The sequence below is a fragment of the Streptomyces rugosispiralis genome (assembly GCF_024505145.1).
Classification (GTDB): domain Bacteria; phylum Actinomycetota; class Actinomycetes; order Streptomycetales; family Streptomycetaceae; genus Streptomyces; species Streptomyces rugosispiralis.
In genome coordinates this window covers 160449-178391 of sequence record NZ_JANIAA010000013.1, presented here as the reverse complement: position 1 = coordinate 178391, position 17943 = coordinate 160449, and the positions used below count along the sequence as shown (strand labels likewise).

At 73.0% G+C, this 17943-nt stretch carries 14 protein-coding genes and 1 pseudogene; 4 read left to right on the top strand and 11 right to left on the bottom strand.

What is annotated here, in order from left to right:
- Window positions 1-143: 143 nt before the first annotated feature.
- From NP777_RS21515 to NP777_RS21500, 4 genes are read right to left on the bottom strand one after another with little or no spacing between them, the layout of a single operon-like run.
- Window positions 144-791, bottom strand: coding sequence for a TetR/AcrR family transcriptional regulator (locus NP777_RS21515; RefSeq protein ID WP_256651809.1), 648 nt, complete (start codon window positions 789-791; stop codon window positions 144-146).
- A 10-nt stretch (window positions 792-801) separates the two neighbouring features.
- Window positions 802-2964 (bottom strand): xanthine dehydrogenase family protein molybdopterin-binding subunit, encoded by a 2163-nt coding sequence (locus NP777_RS21510; protein ID WP_256651808.1) that lies wholly within the window; start codon window positions 2962-2964, stop codon window positions 802-804.
- Window positions 2961-3962: an FAD binding domain-containing protein gene (locus NP777_RS21505; protein WP_256651807.1), complete on the bottom strand. Its 1002-nt coding sequence runs from the start codon at window positions 3960-3962 to the stop codon at window positions 2961-2963. The genes NP777_RS21510 and NP777_RS21505 overlap by 4 nt, the downstream gene beginning before the upstream one ends.
- Window positions 3959-4546, bottom strand: a complete 588-nt coding sequence (locus NP777_RS21500) for a (2Fe-2S)-binding protein (protein ID WP_256651806.1) — start codon at window positions 4544-4546, stop codon at window positions 3959-3961. Before NP777_RS21500 ends, NP777_RS21505 begins: the two co-directional genes overlap by 4 nt.
- 50 nt (window positions 4547-4596) lie before the next feature.
- Here NP777_RS21500 and NP777_RS21495 point away from each other — a divergent pair, with 50 nt between their 5' ends.
- Window positions 4597-5748, top strand: a complete 1152-nt coding sequence (locus NP777_RS21495; RefSeq protein ID WP_256651805.1) for an XdhC family protein — start codon at window positions 4597-4599, stop codon at window positions 5746-5748.
- A 50-nt stretch (window positions 5749-5798) separates the two neighbouring features.
- Entirely contained in the window at window positions 5799-7169 is a 1371-nt protein-coding gene (locus NP777_RS21490) for an MFS transporter (protein ID WP_305889986.1), read from the top strand.
- A gap of 97 nt (window positions 7170-7266) precedes the next feature.
- Here NP777_RS21490 and gndA read toward each other — a convergent pair whose 3' ends face one another.
- The 4 genes and pseudogenes from gndA to NP777_RS21470 form a co-directional block, all read right to left on the bottom strand.
- Complete coding sequence (gndA, locus tag NP777_RS21485; protein ID WP_256651803.1) at window positions 7267-8721, bottom strand: NADP-dependent phosphogluconate dehydrogenase; 1455 nt, start codon at window positions 8719-8721, stop codon at window positions 7267-7269.
- 219 nt (window positions 8722-8940) lie between these two features.
- Window positions 8941-9162 (bottom strand): ATP-binding protein, encoded by a 222-nt coding sequence (locus NP777_RS21480; RefSeq protein WP_256651802.1) that lies wholly within the window; start codon window positions 9160-9162, stop codon window positions 8941-8943.
- A gap of 109 nt (window positions 9163-9271) precedes the next feature.
- Window positions 9272-9529: pseudogene (locus NP777_RS21475) on the bottom strand (histidine kinase); the annotation flags it as partial.
- Window positions 9530-9763: 234 nt separating this feature from the next.
- Window positions 9764-10255 carry a hypothetical protein gene (locus NP777_RS21470; RefSeq protein ID WP_256651801.1) on the bottom strand — a complete coding sequence of 164 codons (492 nt, stop codon included), beginning with the start codon at window positions 10253-10255 and terminating at the stop codon, window positions 9764-9766.
- A gap of 339 nt (window positions 10256-10594) precedes the next feature.
- Between NP777_RS21470 and NP777_RS21465 the strand changes: the two genes are divergently transcribed.
- Entirely contained in the window at window positions 10595-11572 is a 978-nt protein-coding gene (locus NP777_RS21465) for an SLAC1 family transporter (RefSeq protein ID WP_256651800.1), read from the top strand.
- Between the two features lie 19 nt (window positions 11573-11591).
- Here the strand turns inward: NP777_RS21465 and NP777_RS21460 are convergent, their stop codons facing one another.
- Window positions 11592-12983 carry an MFS transporter gene (locus NP777_RS21460; RefSeq protein ID WP_256651799.1) on the bottom strand — a complete coding sequence of 464 codons (1392 nt, stop codon included), beginning with the start codon at window positions 12981-12983 and terminating at the stop codon, window positions 11592-11594.
- Between the two features lie 157 nt (window positions 12984-13140).
- The gene (locus NP777_RS21455) at window positions 13141-13644 is read right to left on the bottom strand and encodes a metallophosphoesterase family protein (protein WP_256651798.1); all 504 of its coding nucleotides are present in this window, start codon (window positions 13642-13644) and stop codon (window positions 13141-13143) included.
- Window positions 13645-13740: 96 nt separating this feature from the next.
- On the opposite strand from NP777_RS21455, the gene NP777_RS21450 reads away from it, so the two are divergent.
- Window positions 13741-14295, top strand: coding sequence for a tyrosine-type recombinase/integrase (locus tag NP777_RS21450; RefSeq protein WP_256651797.1), 555 nt, complete (start codon window positions 13741-13743; stop codon window positions 14293-14295).
- A 64-nt stretch (window positions 14296-14359) separates the two neighbouring features.
- On the opposite strand, the gene NP777_RS21445 is transcribed toward NP777_RS21450, so the two are convergent.
- The gene (locus NP777_RS21445) at window positions 14360-17866 is read right to left on the bottom strand and encodes a phosphodiester glycosidase family protein (RefSeq protein WP_256651796.1); all 3507 of its coding nucleotides are present in this window, start codon (window positions 17864-17866) and stop codon (window positions 14360-14362) included.
- Between the last annotated feature and the right edge of the window lie 77 nt (window positions 17867-17943).

Below are 17943 nucleotides of genomic sequence, written 5' to 3'. Positions count from 1 at the left end.
GACGCCGCACGCTGATCCGACCGGGGATATGACACAGGCTCTTACCGGATTTCAGGGACATCTGTTCCTCCGATCCGTTCCGCATCGACGGTATGCGCGCCGCACGAAGAACGTGAAGCGGAACGGGAAATTCTGTCCCTCCGTCAGCGGTCCCGGCCCTCCTCGCCGACCGGCCCCGACGGCACGCCGTAGCCCGCCACCAGCGCCCTCGCGGCCCGGGTCGCCCGAATGGCGACCTCCTCGACCACGTCATCCGGATCGCCGAACTTCCCTTCGAGCAATTGGGCGACATAGCCGCGGGCGAGCGCGTGCAGGGCGTCGAGCAACGCCACGGCCGTCGCCGCGGCCTCGCCCGGGGCGACCACCTCGAAGGCGCTCGGCAGCAGCAGATCCACGAACTCCCTGCTGCTGTCCCGTAGCTCCGGATGGGTGGCCCGCAGCCCCGGCGCGAAGAGGATGTCCAGCCCGCCGCGGTAGCGGGCCGCCGCACGCACGAAGGTGCCCGCCACCGCGGCCAGCCGCTCCTGGGCGGACCCGACGTCGGCCACCGAGCCCAGGTAGATGGCCCGCAGCCGCCGCGAGACCTCCAGGGCGGCGGCCGCGAGCAGCGCGTCACGGTCGGCGAAGTGGCGGTACGGCGCGCCGGGGCTCACACAGGTGCGGCGCGCGGCCTCCGCCACGGAGAAGCCGCGCACGCCGACCTCATCGATGATCTCCAGGGTCGTCTGCACCAGTGCGGCGGCCAGGTCGCCGTGGTGGTAGGTGGCGCGTCCCTTCGGGGTGGGTGCCATTCGGGTGACCCTACCCGACCCGTGATTCCGGCTCACCCGCCCCTGGCCTGCGCCTTTCGGCGGTGCGGGCGGCCCGCAGGGCGTCCCGCGAGCGTTCGATGCGGATCGGCAGATCCCGCACCCGCTCTCCGGTGGCATGGTGGAAGGCGTTGCCGATGGCCGCCGCCGCGCCCACGATGCCCAGTTCACCGATGCCCTTGGCGCCCAGCGGGTTGGTGGTGTTGTCGTCCTCCTCCAGCAGCACCACGTCCAGGTGCGGGACGTCGGCGTGGGCGGCGATGTGATAGCCCGCGAAGTCATGGTTGGCGAAGTCGCCGAAGACCGGATCGACCTCGCCGATCTCCAGCAGCGCCATCGACAGACCCATCGTCATGGCCCCGAGGAACTGCGAGCGCGCGGTGTGCGGATTGACGATCCGCCCGGCCGCGAACGCGCCCAGCATCCGGTCCACCCGGATCTCACCGGTGTCGCCGTCCACCCGCACCTGGGCGAACTGCGCCCCGAAGGTGTGCCGCGACAGATCCGCCCGCCGCTCGACGTCCTCGGCGGTGTCGGCCACCACCTCCAGACCGCCGTCCGGGACCACACCCCCGTAGGTGTCCAGCTCCTTGAGCAGCGCACGGCACGCCTTGTCCACCGCCCAGCCCCACGACGCGGTGCCGAGCGAACCGCCCGCGAACGGCGCCATGCCCAGCGACGCACGGCCGATCTCCAGCCGCAGCCGCGACAGCGGAATGCCGAGCGCGTCCGCCGCCACCTGGGTGAGGGCGGTACGGGCGCCCGTGCCGAGGTCGGCCGCGCCGATGCGCACCCGGTACGTCCCGTCCTCCTCGGCGCGTGCCACCGCGGTGGAGGGGAACGTGTAGTCCGGGTGGTGCGAGGCGGCCACACCGGTGCCCACCAGCCAGCGCCCCTCGCGCCGGATCCCCGGCGCCGGATCGCGGCGCTCCCAGCCGAAGCGGGCCGCGCCCTCGCGCAGACAGGCGACCAGATTGCGGCTGCTGAACGGCTTGCCGTTCTCCGGGTCGGTCTCCGGCTCGTTGCGGATCCGCAGCTCGATCGGGTCCATGCCCAGCGCCCCGGCCAGCTCGTCGACGGCCGACTCCAGCGCGAACATCCCCGGGGTGTGGCCGGGGGCGCGGAACCAGGCGGGTGTCATCACATCGAGCGGCGCCACCTTCACCGTCGTACGGGCGTGGGGCGCCGCGTACATCATCCGCGTCGAGGACACCGTCTGGTCGGCGAACGGCACCTGGGCCGAGCGCTGTTGCACCGACTCGTGCTGGATCACCGTCAGCCGGCCGTCGCGCCCGGCGCCCAGCCGCACCCGCTGGATGGTGGGGGAGCGGTAGGGGATCAGCTGGAACATCTGCTGCCGGGTCAGGGCGATCTTCACCGGCCGTTCCACGGCCCGCGCGGCGAGCGCCGCCAGCACCGTCGGCGAGCGCGGAATGCCCTTGGACCCGAAGCCCCCGCCGATGTACTCGGCCACGACCTCCACCGCGCTCAGCTCGATCCCGAACAGCGCGGACATCAGCCGCGCGCTCATAAAGGGACCCTGGTCGGAGTTGAACAGCGTCAGCCGGTCCTCGTCCCACACCGCGATGGTGGCATGCGGTTCCATCGGGCTCGGATGCTCCACCGGAGTGGTGTACGTGGCGTCCACCCGCACCGGGGCGGCCGCCCAGGCGCCATCGGCGTCACCGCGCTCCACCAGGCCCGGGCTGCCGTCGGTCACCGTTTCGGCGATCTCCAGCCGCTCGTCGTCGGCGCGCAGCACCACATCGTGCGGCTCCCGCTCATAGCCCACCCGGACCGCCGCCGCGCCCTCGCGCGCCGCCTCCAGCGAGGTGGCCACCACGGCGGCCACCATCTGGCCGTGGTACGCCACCTGCGGGGACTGCAGCACGAAGAGGTCCGCACTCGCCTCCGCCTCGGTGTTCAGCCGCGGGGCGTTGGTGTGGTCGAGCACCGCCAGCACACCGGGCAGGGCGAGCGCCGGGGCGGGGTCCACCTCCGTCACCCGGCCGCGGGCGATGGTGGCCTGCACCGGCCAGACGTAACTGACGTCCCGGGTGGGGAACTCATAGGCGTAGCGCGCCGCGCCGGTCACCTTGTCCAGGCCGTCGACCCGGGTCACCGGGGCGCCGAGGCTCTGTTCGACGGTGGTCATGCGCGATCCCTCCTCGCGACGAGGTCGCGGACGCCCGCGACGATCAGATCAGTGGCCAGGTCGACCTTGAAGGCGTTGTCGGGCAGCGGCCGCGCCTCGGCCAGCTCCGCCCGCGCCGCCTCGCGCAGCGTCTCCTCGTCCGGCCGGGCGCCGCGCAGCCGCTCCTCGGCGATCCGGGCGCGCCACGGCCGCGGCGCCACCCCGCCGAGCGCGATCCGCACATCCCGCAGCGAGCCGTCCTCGGCGACGGACACCGCGGTGGCGACACTCACCAGCGCGAAGGCGTACGACCAGCGGTCGCGCACCTTGCGGTAGCGCATCCGGGCACCGTGCGGCGGCGGGGGCAGCTCCACGGCGGTGATGAGGTCGCCGCGGTCCAGGACGGTCTCCCGGTGCGGTGTGTCACCGGGGAGCAGATACAGCTCCGCCACCGGAACGGCGCGCGTACCGCCGTCCACCGACCGCACATGTGCCACCGCGTCGAGCGCCACCAGCGCCACCGCCATGTCGGACGGGTGGGAGGCCACGCAGTGGTCGGAGGTGCCCAGCACGGCCAGATCCCGGTGCGCGCCCCGGATCGCCGGACACCCGGTGCCAGGTTCGCGCTTGTTGCACGGCTTGGACACGTCCTGGAAGTACCCGCAGCGGGTGCGCTGCAGCAGATTGCCACCCACCGTGGCGACCGTGCGCAGCTGCCCGGACGCCCCCGCCAGCAGCGCCTGGGACAGCAGCGGGAAACGCTCGCGGATGCCCGGATCTCCCGCCAGCGCGCCGTTGCGCACGGTGGCGCCGATGAGCACGGAGCCGTCCGCGCGGTGCTCGATCCGGTCGTACGGCAGCCGGGAGACGTCGATGAGCAGCCCCGGGCCGGTGACACCGAGCTTCATCAGGTCCACCAGATTGGTGCCACCGCCGAGATACGTGGCATCGGGGCGCTGGGCGATCAGCGCGGCCGCCTCGGCGGCGTCGCCCGCGCGGGCGTAGGCGAACTCCTTCATCGGGCGCCTCCGGCAGTGGCCGTGTCCTGGGCACCTTGGGCGCCCGCGGCCTCCAGTACGGCCTCGACGATCCCGTTGTACGCGCCGCAGCGGCACAGGTTGCCGCTCATCCGCTCACGCACCTCCCGCGCGTCCAGCGCGGAGACATCGGCCACCCCGGTGGCGGTGTCCTCGGTGACATGGCTGGGCCAGCCGCGCCCGGCCTCGCCCAGCGCCCCGATGGCGGAGCAGATCTGGCCCGGGGTGCAATAGCCGCACTGGAGCCCGTCGTGGTCGAGGAAGGCGCGCTGCACCGGGTGCAGCTCGCCGCCGTCCGACAGCGCCGCCACGCCCTCGATGGAGACGATCTCGCGGTCATCGGCGGTCACCGCGAACATCAGGCAGCTGTTCACTCGCTCACCGTCCACCAGCACCGTGCAGGCCCCGCACTGACCGTGGTCACAGCCCTTCTTGGTGCCCGTGAGCCCCAGTCGCTCGCGGAGCACATCGAGCAGGGTGGACCGGTTGTCGATGGTCAGGGAGTGGGACGTGCCGTTGATCCGCAAGGTGATGTCGCTACTCGGTGAGTGATGTGAGAGGCTCATACATTGAATGTATCAACCTCTTACATCCGTGGCGAGGAGATATGAATTCGATGCGGGACGTCGTAGCGCAGATGCACCGATGGTGGGGCGAGGGCGAGCCGTTCGCCCGTGCCACGGTGGTGGCGACCTGGCATTCCTCGCCGCTGCCGCCCGGGACGTCCATGCTGGTCGGGCCCGATGGCGCGGCGATCGGCAGCGTCTCCGGCGGCTGTGTCGAGGGCGCCGTCTATGAACTGGCCCAGGAGGTGACCGACAGCGGCAGCCCCGTGCTGGAGCGCTATGGCGTCAGCGACGACGACGCCTTCGCGGTCGGGCTGACCTGCGGCGGGATCATCGATGTCTATGTGGAGCGGATCGACCCCGGGGGCTTCCCCGAACTGGGCGAGGTGGCCGAGGCGGTGGCCGCCGGAGAGCCGGTGGCCGAGGTGATCTGCGTGGCCGTCGACGGGCCCGACCCGGAGGGACGGCTGGGCCGCCGGCTGGTCGTACGGCCCGAGGGCACCTCGGGCTCCCTCGGCTCCGGGCGGCTGGACGCGGCCGTCGCCGAGGACGCGCGCGGACTGCTGGCCGGCGGGCGCACCGAAACCCTGGCCTACGGCTACGACGGCGTCCGCATGGACGAGGAACTCACCCTGTTCGTCTCGGTCCACGCCACCCCGCCGCGGATGCTGGTCTTCGGCGCCGTGGACTTCGCGGCGGCCATGGCCCGGATCGGCGCGTACCTCGGCTACCACGTCACCGTGTGCGACGCCCGGCCCGTCTTCGCCACCCCGCGCCGCTTCCCCGAGGCACACGAGGTGGTGACCGACTGGCCGCACCGCTATCTGCGCACCGAGGCCGAGGCGGGCCGGATCGACGAACGCACGGTGGTCTGTGTGCTCACCCACGACCCCAAGTTCGATGTGCCGCTGCTGGACGTCGCCCTGCGCCTGCCGCTGGCCTACGTGGGCGCCATGGGCTCCCGCCGCACCCACGACGACCGGCTCCGCCGGCTGCGCGCCACCGGCGTCGGCGAGGAGGCGCTGGCCAGGCTCGCCTCGCCGATCGGCCTGGACCTCGGCGCCCGCACCCCGGAGGAGACCGCCGTCAGCATCGCGGCCGAGATCATCGCCGACCGCTGGGGCGGCAGCGGCACCCGGCTGGCCTCCCTCAGCGGCAGCATCCACGGTCAGGAGCCGATGCGGCCCGCGGCCGGAGGCTGAGACGGGGCCACGGCCCGGGCCGGGGATCGTCACAATGGTTCCCGGCCCGAATGGATGTAGGAGGAATCGAACCAGCCGTGGAGACCGCTCGAAGCAGCGACGACGACATAGAACCCACCGCCGCCGGCGATGACGTGATCCTTGGCGCCGGGGACGTCGCCCCCGCCCCGCCGCCGAGACCCGGCTGGCGCCGCTGGGTGATGGACACCCGGCCGCTGCGCCACCGCCCCTTCCGCCGGCTGTGGAGCTCCACCACCGTCACCGCCATCGGCAGCCAGCTGACCGCCGTCGCCGTGCCCAAGCAGATCTACGACATCACCGGTTCGTCGGCGTGGGTCGGCTATGCCAGCTTCGCCGGGCTCCTCCCGCTGGTGGTCTTCGCGCTGTGGGGCGGAGTGGTCGCCGACCGGATGGACCGGCGCACCCTGATGCTCGTCACCAATGTCGGCATCGCCGTCACCTCGGTGCTGTTCTGGGCGCAGTCCTTCGCCGGTCTGGACTCGGTGGCGGTGCTCATGGTGCTGCTCGCCGCCCAGCAGGGCTTCTTCGGTATGAACTCCCCGGCCCGCAGCGCCTCCGTGGCCCGTCTCGTCCCCGCCGACGAACTGCCCGCCGCGGGCGCCCTGCAGTCCACCGTCGCCCAGACGGGTATGATCCTCGGCCCGCTGCTCGCGGGCGCCCTGATCCCCGTCCTCGGCCTGCCCGCGCTCTACCTCATCGACGCCGTGGCGCTGTGCGCCACCCTGTGGGCCGTCTGGCGGCTGCCCGCCCTGCCGCCCCTCACCGAGGGCGGCGCGGGTGGCGCGCGGCGCGGCGGATGGCGCGACGTGGCCGACGGCTTCCGGTACATCGCCGCCAACCGCATCCTGCTGATGTCCTTCCTCGCGGACATCATCGCCATGGTCTTCGGCATGCCCCGCGCGCTCTTCCCCCAACTCGCCTCGCACACCTACGCACCCTGGGGCGAGGGGTTCGCGCTCGGCCTGCTGTTCGCGGCGATCCCGCTCGGCGCGGTGGCCGGCGGTCTGCTGTCCGGCACCTTCTCCCGCGCCCGCCGCCACGGTCTGATGGTCATCGCCGCCGTGGTGGCCTGGGGCGTGGCCATCACCGGATTCGGGCTCAGCCTCAACCTGTGGTGGGCGGTGGCCTTCCTCGCCCTCGCGGGCGTGGCCGACATGGTCTCGATGGTCTTCCGCGGCACGATCCTCCAGGCGGCCGCCACCGACGACATGCGCGGCCGGATGCAGGGCGTGTTCACCGTGGTGGTGGCGGGCGGCCCGCGCGTCGCCGATCTGCTGCACGGCACCGCGGGCTCGCTCCTCGGGGCCCGTGCGGCGGTCGCCGCGGGCGGGCTGCTGGTGGCCGTCAGCACACTCGGGCTCGCCCTCGCGGTGCCCGCCTTCCGCCGCTACACGCCCTGACGACGCGGCCGCGATACGACGCGGCACAACGGCCGTGCCCCGGGGCGGGGGCACGGCCGTCGCGGCTCTCAGGCCGTACGCTCGTCGCGGTCGGCTCTCAGGCCGTACGCTCGTCGCGGTCGCCGCCCCACAGCGTGTGGAACGAACCCTCGCGGTCCACCCGCCGGTAGGTGTGCGCGCCGAAGAAGTCCCGCTGCCCCTGGACCAGCGCGGCCGGCAGCCGCTCCGAGCGCAGCGCGTCGTAGTACGCCAGCGCCGCCGAGAAGCCCGGCGCCGGCACGCCCAGCTCGACCGAGGTGGCCACCACCCGCCGCCAGGCGTCCTGCGCCGCGCCCAGCGCCTCGGCGAAGTGGCCGTCGGTCAGCAGCGTGACGGGCTTGCGGTCCTTGGCGTACGCCTCGGTGATCCGGTTCAGGAACCGCGCCCGGATGATGCAGCCGCCGCGCCAGATCCGCGCGACCGCCCCCGGGTCGATGTCCCAGCCGTACTCCTGGCTGCCCGCCTCGATCTGGTGGATGCCCTGCGCGTACGCCACGATCTTCGAGGCGTACAGCGCCTGCTCGACATCGTCGGCGAACCGCTCCGCGGCGGCCCCCGTGAGCCCCTTGCCGGACGGCCCCGGCAGCCCCTGCGAGGCGTCCCGCAGATCCGCGTGGCCGGACAGCGAACGGGCGAACACCGCCTCGGCGATCCCGCTCACCGGCACGCCCAGGTCCAGCGCGGTCTGCACGGTCCAGCGGCCGGTGCCCTTCTGCTCGGCCTGGTCCTGCACGACGTCCACGAACGGCTTGCCGGTGGCGGCGTCGGTGTGCCCGAGCACCTCGGCGGTGATCTCGATCAGATACGACTCCAGACGGCCGCCGTTCCAGGTGCGGAACACCTCCGCGATCTCACCCGGCGACATCCCCAGCGCCCGCCGCAGCAGGTCGTACGACTCGGCGATGAGCTGCATGTCGGCGTACTCGATGCCGTTGTGCACCATCTTCACGAAGTGGCCGGCGCCGTCCGGGCCGATGTGGGTGCAGCACGGGGTGCCGTCCACCTTGGCGGAGATGGACTCCAGCAGCGGGCCGAGCGACTTGTAGGATTCCACCGATCCGCCGGGCATGATGCTGGGCCCGTTGAGGGCGCCCTCCTCGCCGCCGGAGATGCCGGTGCCCACGAAGTGCAGCCCGCGCTCGCGCAGGGACTTCTCCCGGCGCCGGGTGTCCTCGAAGTGGGCGTTGCCCCCGTCGATGATCACGTCGCCCTCTTCGAGGAGGGGTGCGAACTCCTCGATGACGGCGTCGGTGGGCGCACCCGCCTTGACCATGATGATCAGCCGCCGGGGCCGCTGCAGCGAGGCGACGAACTCCTCGGCGCTCTCGGCCGGCACGAAGTTCCCCTCGTGGCCGTGCTCCTCCATCAGCGCCTTGGTCTTGGCGAACGTGCGGTTGTGGAGGGCGACGGTGTGCCCGTGCCGGGCGAAGTTGCGGGCGAGGTTGCTCCCCATGACGGCGAGCCCGGTGACGCCGATCTGGGCGGTCGGCTGGGCGGTGGAAGGGCTGGGCATACGGTGTTCCACTCCTGTCACGCGCATCGAATCCTTATGCGAGGCAGCAACGACGAGGGGAGCGAGGATCTTCCCCATCGATCAGCCGGATATCGCCCGGCCATAGTTGCACGATGTGCGGGACGGCGGACGAGTGTCCGGAGAAAGCGGCCGAGGTGTGTCACTTTTCGCGTACCCGGACGGTGTGCCGGATTGTGGGGTGTCCATAAAGGGCGACGGCTACGTGGCCCTGGAGCCTCGCCTGGTGTGGCGGGGTATCAGGAGGGAGACCCGGGTTCCCTCACCGGGGGTGGAACCCACGGTGAGGTGTCCGTTCAGCAGGTGGCCGCGCTCGCGCATGGCCGACAGGCCGGTACCCGTGGAGACCACCGTGCGGAGCGCGGGGCGGCTGACCGGTGTGGCAGACGGACGGGCCATTCCGCGGCCGTTGTCCCTGACCACCCCACTGATCGCGTGATCGTCGCTGTCGAGTTCCACGAGCAGGCGGCTCGCACAGGGTCTCGAGGGCGGGCGCGAGGCCGAGTTGGTCGAGGGCGAAGGGCCGCATTTCCACGATCAGGTGCCGCAGCGAGGTGATCTGGTTCGCGATCAAGCCGCGCGCCTGGTCGATGGCCTCCTTCATGGCGGCGGACTCGCCACTCCCGGCGGCGGTGGACAGCACGATCTGGACGGCGACCAGTTCCTGAAGCGTCTCGTCGTGCAACTCACGTGCCCAGCGCCGCCGTTCTCGCTGTTCGCCGTCGCTGCGAGCCTGGGCCCGCTCCCGCGCGAGACCACGGCTGCGCGCCACCGCGCCGCGGCCCAGCATGGCGGCGCAGCCGATCAGCAGGAGAGGCACGATGTTCAAGCCGTTGAGGAGCGGCTCTTTGGCCATGCGGACCAGTTGTGACACGGCGAGGATGAGCGCGAGCCCGCACAGGGCCGCCAGCCGCGCCCGCCGGACGCCGGTGTTCAGCGCCGCCGCGATGATGAGGACGGCGGCCGCGCCGAGGGAGAGCCGCATCACCCAGCGGGGCTGCTGCTGGAGGACCGGGGTCCGGTGCTATCTCGGCATCTCCGTCGCGGTGCCGTTCACGGTTCCGGTGGCACGCGTCGGGCGCTCCAGGATGCCCCGGGCATCGGGCGGGGCCGGATCCGGGGCGCCGGTGGTGTGCTGCGGTCCCGTGGACTCGCCGGAGCCGTTCGCGGTGCCGTTGTGCGGATGCGCCGAGCCGTTGATCTTCTCGATCGCCTGCCGGGCCTGCTCACCGGGGGAGCGGGCGGCCAGCGGGGGCGAGGTGTGGGGCGCGGTGGGCGCGGGCTGGGTCCGCTCCCGCTCCGGTTTGGCGTGGACGCCGATGGTCTGGGCGGTCCCATGGCGGAGTCGATGGCTGACCGCCTCGTCGAGGCTCACCGGCCGCTGTGTCTGGGCCGCCAGCCGGCCGGCCTCCTGGCCCAGGGCGGCGACCACTTCCCAGGGCAGATGGAGCACCAGGCGGACTTCGGCGTCGCCATCCGGCAGCGCCTGGATGGGAGGGATGAACCGGTCATTCATGGAACGGGGCCTCCGGTCTCGGTATCGGCCTGTGCGGGCGGCGCGCGTCCCCATGGGCAGGACGCACACAGAGCCATACGGAGAACCGGCCCCGCGCGTTCACCTGATCTACGGAGGGCTGTCAGGTCGCGCCGAGCACGATCGTCGCTCACGGGGGCATCACGTACGCCGTGGCCGTGCCACAGGTGCGGCGGTAAGGGCGTCGTCTCGTATTTCCGTGGCTGCCGGTTTCCGTGGCTGCCGGCGTCCCCGGATGACATGGCGAAGTCGCGGAGGCGGTCCGCGGGGTGCACAGTCGGTTGCGGTGGCTCACCAGCCGGATCTGAAGGGAGCCCGGCGATGGCCGTACGGCGCGTCCCGCCCAACGTTTTCAGCATGGCCTTCGGCCTGGCCGGTCTCGGCGGTACCTGGGTGGCCGCTGGTCAGGCCGGGCATGTGCCGGTGATCGTCGGAAGAGCCCTGATCGGACTGGCCTCTGTCGTGTGGCTGGTGTCGGTGGGATGGTATCTGCGCTACGTGTGCGGCGGCAGGGGGAGACTCCGCGCCGATCTGGAAGACCCCGTGGCGAGTCCGTTCACCTCCCTGGCGCTGATCACCCCGATGCTGTTGGCGGCCCAGGGACTGGCGCCGTACAGCCCGATGGCGGGAAAGGTCCTGGTGGACGTCTTTCTCGTGCTGACCGTGCTGTTCGGCGGATGGCTCACCGGACAGTGGGTCTGCAGGGATATGGAACTGGACCGGATGCACCCCGGTTACTACCTGCCCACGGTGGCCGGTGGCCTCGTCTCCTGCGCCAGCGCCGCGAGGGTGGGACAGACCCGGCTGGCCGAGGTCATGTTCGGGTTGGGCGTGATCTGCTGGTTCATCCTCGGTTCGATGATCACGGGAAGGCTCTTCCACCGCCCTCGACTGCCCGCGCCGCTCCTGCCGACGATGACGATCGAGGTGGCCCCCGCCGCCATCGCCAGCGTCGCCTACTTCGCACTCGACAAGGGCCGGGTGGACTTCATCGCGGCCGCGCTGGCCGGATACCTCTTGCTGACGGTCATCGTCCAGCTCCGGCTGGTCCCTCTCTACGCGCGCCTGCGGTTCACGGTCGCCACGTGGGCCTTCACCTTCTCCTGGGCCGTGGTCGCCACCACCACGCTGCACTGGATCGATGACGGCAAACCGGCGGGCCACCTCGTCTACACCTACCTCGTCCTCGCGGCCATCACCATCCTCATCGGTGGCATCGCGGCCCGGACCGTCCTGGCCCTGGCCCGTGGCGAACTGTTTCCGCCCTCGTCGCCCACCTCCGGCGCCCACAGCCCGTAGACGAGCAGGGCTGAGTCAGTCATTTCCGTGGAAAAGCATGTCGACGCCGGGCTCGTGGGCCACAGCCGGGCCGTATCCGTGTCAGCAGCGTGCTGACCAGGAGCGTGGCCCCGGCCAGACAGCAGCCCCCGGCCGTCATCAGGCCCGCCTCGACCGCAGTGCCGCTTTCCGCCTCGGCGGCGGGTCCGGACAGGGTCACCCCCAGCCCCGCCGCGGTGGTGATGACCGTCTTGGTCACCCCCGACGCCTCCCCCGCGCGCTCGGGCCGCACCACGGCCTGTGTGGCGATGAGCGTCAGGGCGCCCGCGACCCCGAGCGCGGCCCCGCACCCCGTGATCGCCAGGAGGAAGACCGGCAGGGCCGTCGCCACGGCGGCGGCGCCGAGCGACGCCGCCCCCAGCCCCAGCGCCCCGGCCATCACCCGCACCGCGACCACCGTGCGGATCCGCCCCGCCACCGGCCCGGCCGGCGCCATCGCCGCCGCCGGGGCCAGGAAGGCCGCCCCCGCGCCCGTCGCCGAAAGCCCCCACGGCCCCTGGAGCGCCAGAGGTACGACGAACAGCACGATCACGGTCGCGGCATTGGCCGCCGCCCCGGCCACCGTGAGAGCCACAAACGGCCGGTTGCCGAACAGGGCGGGATCCACCAGCGGATTCGCCACCGCGCGCTCATGCCCTGCGAAGACCACCCCGAGCACGACGGCCAGCCCCAGGGCCGCCACCGAGCGGCCCGAGCACCAGCCCCACAGCGGCCCCCGGTCGATCAGGACCGCGAGCGCCGCGAGCGCGCCCGTGGCCGTGACCAGCCCCGCCACATCCACGGACGGCGGCGCGGTGGTGTCCCGCGACTCCCCGGCCCGTGCCGCGCACACCACGGCGACCAGCGCGACCGGTACGTTCAGCCAGAACACCGCCCGCCAGGACACCGCCTCGGTGAGCGCCCCGCCCACGTACGGCCCGCATACGGTGGCCACGCCCCCGATGCCCAGCGCCCGCCCCATCACCCGCGCCCGCGAGCCGGGCGGGCAGGCGTTGGTCAGCAGGGCGAGCCCGACCGGCATGGCCACCGCGCCGCCCGCGCCCTGCGCCACCCGCGCGGCCACCAGCACCGGCAGCGACGGGGCCAGCGCACACACCAGCGACGCACCGCCGAACACCGCCAGGCCCGCCGTCAGCAACCGGCGGCGGCCGTACAGATCGCCGAGCCGGCCCGCGCCCGCCATCAGCGAGCCGGCCGCGAGCAGATACCCGCTCACCACCCATCGGAGGCCACCTCCCGCCGCCCCCAGATCGCGCCCGATCCCGGGCAGGGCCAGGTTCAGCGCGAAGGCGTCCAGTTGCACGCAGAACACGGTCGCGGCCACCGCCGCCAGCGCCCAGCACCATGCGGATCCACCACTTGCCGTCGTCATCACTCACTCCTCGGCACCCCAAAAGGACAGGTCGGATAGCGGGGCTGAAGAGTGGGACGAGCGAGTTCGGAAGGAAACGGGCGCAGGCGCGGTCATGACACCCGGGAAACGGCGATGCGCCCAGGGAACGGTGATACGCCCGGGAAGCGGCGATCGGTCAGCGGCGGGGCGGCAGCCGGTGCAGCTCCACGGCGGTCAGTTGCCCCGCCTCGATCGTGGCCGTCAGATACGTACAGTACGGCTGTTGGCGCCGGTCGGTGGGGGAGCCGGGGTTGAGCAGCCGCAGCCGCCCCTCGGCCGTGGAGTCCCACGGGATGTGGCTGTGGCCGAACACCAGCACATCGAGGTCGGGGAACCGCTCGGCGCAGCGCCGCTCCCGCCCCTTCGACTGGCCGGTTTCGTGCACCACGCCCAGCCGCACTCCCGCCAGCTCCGCCTGGGCCACCTCGGGCAGCCGCGCCCGCAGCTCGGGGCCGTCGTTGTTGCCGTACACCCCGATCAGGCGCCGCGAGCGCTCCTCGAGCAGATCGAGGGTGGCGAGGTCGACCCAGTCGCCCGCGTGGATCACCACATCGGCGTCCGGCAGCCGCTCCAGCAGCTCCCCGGGGAGCGCCTTGGCGCGCCGGGGCAGATGGGTGTCGGACATCAGCAGAAGGCGCACACGGACGACCGTACCGCCGCGCGTCCCTTGACGAGAACATCCACGGAAGAAATAGTGTGCCAAGCGGCTCGGTCGGGAGGCTTCCAGGGGGTACAGGTGGCAACGCGGACGGCGAAGGAGACGGCGCAGGACCGCTATCCGCGGCCGGTGGTCACGACGGCGGAGGCGGAGTGGATCTGGCGCCAACTGTCGGTGCGGGCGATGGAGGACGGCGCGAAGCCGGAGACCGTACGGCTCGCCGTGGTGGTGGGCCTGGCGCGGGCCAGCGGCGCCCGGTACGGCGGGCTGCTGCGCTGCACCCTGTCGGCGCTGGACCTGGACTCCGGGTGGGTGACCATCGAGCACGGCAAACACCGCGTCCCGCGCCGCCACGGCCTGGACCGCGGCACCGTGCTGGTGCTGCGCCGCTGGCTGCGGGTGCGTCAGGAGCTCTGCGCCGAGCTGGAGGGTTCGGTGCCGGACGCGCTGCTGCTGACGGTGCACCACACCCATGACAACGGGGTGACCGTGGTGGCCGGGCTGCCCATCACCCGGCAGGGTCTGGTGCTCTCCTGGCGCCGGTTCGTCCACCGTACGAACGCCCGGTACGCCGGTCGCCGCCCGCCGCTGCCCACCCGCTTCGAGCAGGTGCGCCGCGTCTGGGACGCCTGAGCGCACGGGCGGTCGGGCACCGTGGGGGCGGGGCGCTCGGGCCGCCCCGCCCCCACCGGCCCGGCTAGGCCGCGGGTGCCGCGGCCGCCGCGGTGACGGTGAACCGCGCCTGTGCGACGGCGCCGTTCACGCTCACCGCGAGGGTGGCCGTTCCCGGGCGCAGCGCGGTCAGCCTGCCGGTCGCCGGGTCGTACGCCGCCACATCGCGGTGCCCGGCGCCGTCCGGATCGCCGATGTGGAGGTTGGGTGAGCCGGTCCAGTCCGCGCTGAGCGGGAAGCCGACCGGCACCCGGCGGGCGGCGGTCCCCTCGCCCTGGAGGACGGTCGCGGTGACGTCGGCGTCCTGCCCGGTGCGCAGTTCGGCCGGGGCGGCGACGGTCAGCCCGTCCACATGGGCGCGGGTCTGCACGGACACCCAGTCCGGGCCGCCCTTCCACGGCGCGTGGCGGGCGGCCGCCTGATCGCGTGCCGAGACGTGGTCCACGCCGACCATCGACCAGCCGGTGAAGCCGCCCTGACCGGGCGGGGTGGCGGGGTTCTTGCCCGAGTTGCCGTTGATCAGGTACGGGACGCCGTCCACCCGGGAGGCGTGGAAGGTGCCGACGTGGCTGCCGATGAATCCCGCGCCCTTGCCCGTGGTGCGGCGGAAGTCGGCCAGCCAGCCCTCCAGCAGCGCCGCCTCCTTGCGGTCGCCGAGCTGGCTGCCCTGCTGCGGGGTGGGGTCACGGGGCGGGACATGCTCGATCACCATGACCGAGCCGATCTCCGGGTCCTTCGCGGCCGCGTCCAGCTGGGCGCGCAACTCCTTGATCTGGTCGAAGCCACCGGCGCGCAGTCCCAGACGTGAGGTGTCCAGGGTGAGGAAGCGGGTGCCCCGGTGGTCGAAGGTGCGGTGGGCGGGCCCGAATTCGGTGGTGAAGTTGTCGATGGAGCCGCCCATCACCTCGTGGTTGCCGGGGACGTAGTACCAGGGCAGCTCGTCGCCCAGCTCCTCCTTCAGCACGGTGCGGGCGAAGGAGAGATCGGCGGGGGAGCCCTCGTCCACCAAGTCCCCGTTGATCACCAGGAAGTCGGGCTTGGCCGCCTTGATCTCGCGGAGGGTGCGGCGGGCCTGGGCGACGATCGGGCTGTTGGGATCGCGGGCCACGAACTGCGCGTCGGACATCACCGCGAACCGCCAGTCGCGTCCCCGCGTCCGGGCGGCGGTGGAGATGAGCGGATCGGGGCGCACGCTCTCCGTGGGCAGTTCGACGGCGGGCGGCACCCGTGCGGTGAGGTCGTCGATGACGACACTGCCGGTGTACTGGCGGGTGGCGGAGGTCTCGGCGAGGTAGAAGCGGTTGACCTTCAGCGGATAGGCGACCCCGGCCGGTACGGCGAAGTCGACATGTCGCCACCCGGTCCAGGTGACATACGGTCCGCGCAGCAACTGGTCCGAACCCGCCGCGTCCTTGAGGTGCAGAGTGGGCCAGGCCCCCTTGCCATCGCCCTTGATCCACAGGCCGAAGGACTGCGGCTGGCCGTCCACCGCGATCTGCTGGGGCGGGGTGACATAGGCGGCGCGGGTGGCCGTGGACTGGGTGAAGTCGTAGTCCAGCTCGAGCCCGGTGCCGGTGTGGCCGTCGGGCGTGGCCTCGGCCGAACCGGAGGCGCGGGCCTGGCTGAAGGTCCAGTGCCCGGCGTCGTCGAAGGTCGCCTCCTGCCGCTCGGTCAGGCCGACGGTGACGGCGAGCACCGTGGTGGTGCCGCCGACGGCGACGTTGACCTGTCCCGCGGCCTGGTCGTGGCGCGCCTTGACGGTGAAGGTGCCGGTCCGCGGGTCCGGGGCGATGTCGAACAGCGCGTGGTCGTACGACAGTCGCACATCGGACGGTTCGACGGGGGCGCTGGTGCCGTGCGCGTCCAGGCCGACGATGCCGAACCGGCCCGTGGCCCCGGCGTCGGCGAGGCCGACCAGCCGGCTGGTGGGCTGGATCCGGTCCAGCCGGTCCAGGACGGTGAGGCCGAGGTCGCCATGGGCGGCGCCGCGCCGGGCGGTGACGGTGGTGTCGCCGCCGTGGCGGGCGGTGAAGGTGCCGTCGGCGTCGATCCGGCCGATGTGGGAATCGTCCGTTCGCCACTGCGGCGCGCCCTCGGCGGGGCCGTACGTCTCGTCGTAACCGGCGGCGGTGAGGCGGCGGGTGAGCCCGGGGAAGACCCGCTCGGGGTGGCCGCCCCGGACCGGATCGGCGGTGGGTGCGGACGCGCGGTCCATCGCGGTGTCCACCCAGAAGCCCTTGAGCCGGCCGCTGCCGTCGGGGGCGGTGAGGGCCAGGCCGTTGGGGACGGTGCGCTCGGCCCCGTCGGACGGGCTGTTCTCCACCCGGGTGGTGTCGCTGCCGGGCTCGCGGGCGACGAGTGTGGAGGAGCCGCCGCCGTCGAGGTTGAGCGCGCTGTAGGCGCCCGCGTCCTTCATCATCAGGCCCAGCTCGGTGAGGGTGACGCCGCCGCTGTCGGCCTGCCGCCCGTCCACGGTGAGGATCTGCATGGTGTGGCCGTCGCGGGAGAAGCCGACCGCGGTGCGCGGCGCGGTGGCGTTGTTGCCCTCGCCCTCGTGGCCGACCGCCGTGCCGTCCACGACCAGCAGCTCGCGGCCGCCGAGGGCGGTGCGCGGCAGGTCGCCGCCGTCGGTGCGGGGCCGGTACTCCATCGACACCGGGTCGCCGACGGCCAGTTCGGACAGCGTGTCGGCCCCGGCGTCCCGGCCGATCAGCACGGTCGCGTAGGCCGGGATCGGGCCCTTGCCGGGCGCGCCCGCCGCCTGGGTGACCTTGCCGTCCACGACCGTGACCTCGGCGGTGCGCCGTGCGCCGTCCACGGTCTGGGCACGGTCCGCCTCGCCCCACTGGGCGGTGTACGCCCCGATGCCGGTGGCCGGGACGTTGGCGGCGTTGAGCGCCGCGAGCGGGTGGGGGCCGTCGGGGAGGGTCAGGGTGCCGTCGAAGTAGAGCTGGAGGACGCGGCCGGCGTCGGCCGGGCCGATGCCGACGGCTCGGGCGGGCCCGGCGGCGGAGGCGGAGTTGACGAGGCGGCTGTCGCCGATGCCGTTGCCCTCGGGGGCGCCGGTCTGGTTGATGTCGAAGAAGTCACCGTTGATGGCCGCGACCGTGCGGCGCCCCGGCCCGGGGTCGTGGTCGGCGGCCAGTTGGGAGACGGTCCGGCGCTCGGCGACCTTGTCGGGGTGGAGATAGTCGACCTTGGTGCCGCCGGTCAGGTCCACCGACAGCGAGTCGACCCGCAGCCATTTGTCCGACTCCAGCCGGTCGTACGAGGTCAGCCGCACCCCCGGGGCGACCGGCCGGGAGGAGCGGGCGGTCTGCACCCCGTCGCCGTCGGCCACGGACCGGGTGCCGGTCGCACCGCTGGCGGCCGGGGGAGCGACCGGGCGCAGCATCTCCGAGGAGGACCTGGGGACGGGTTCGGGCGCCGGGGCGGGGGTGTTGTCGGCGGTGGCCTGGCCGGCGGCGCCCAGCACGAGGGCGGACACCGCGGCCAGGGCCGCCAGTGGTCTGGGACACGCGACAGGAGGCACGGCAACTCCATGGGGCCAGGGGACACGCGTGGTTCACACGCACAGCGCCCCAGCATCGCCCCGGAGTTGACCGGGCA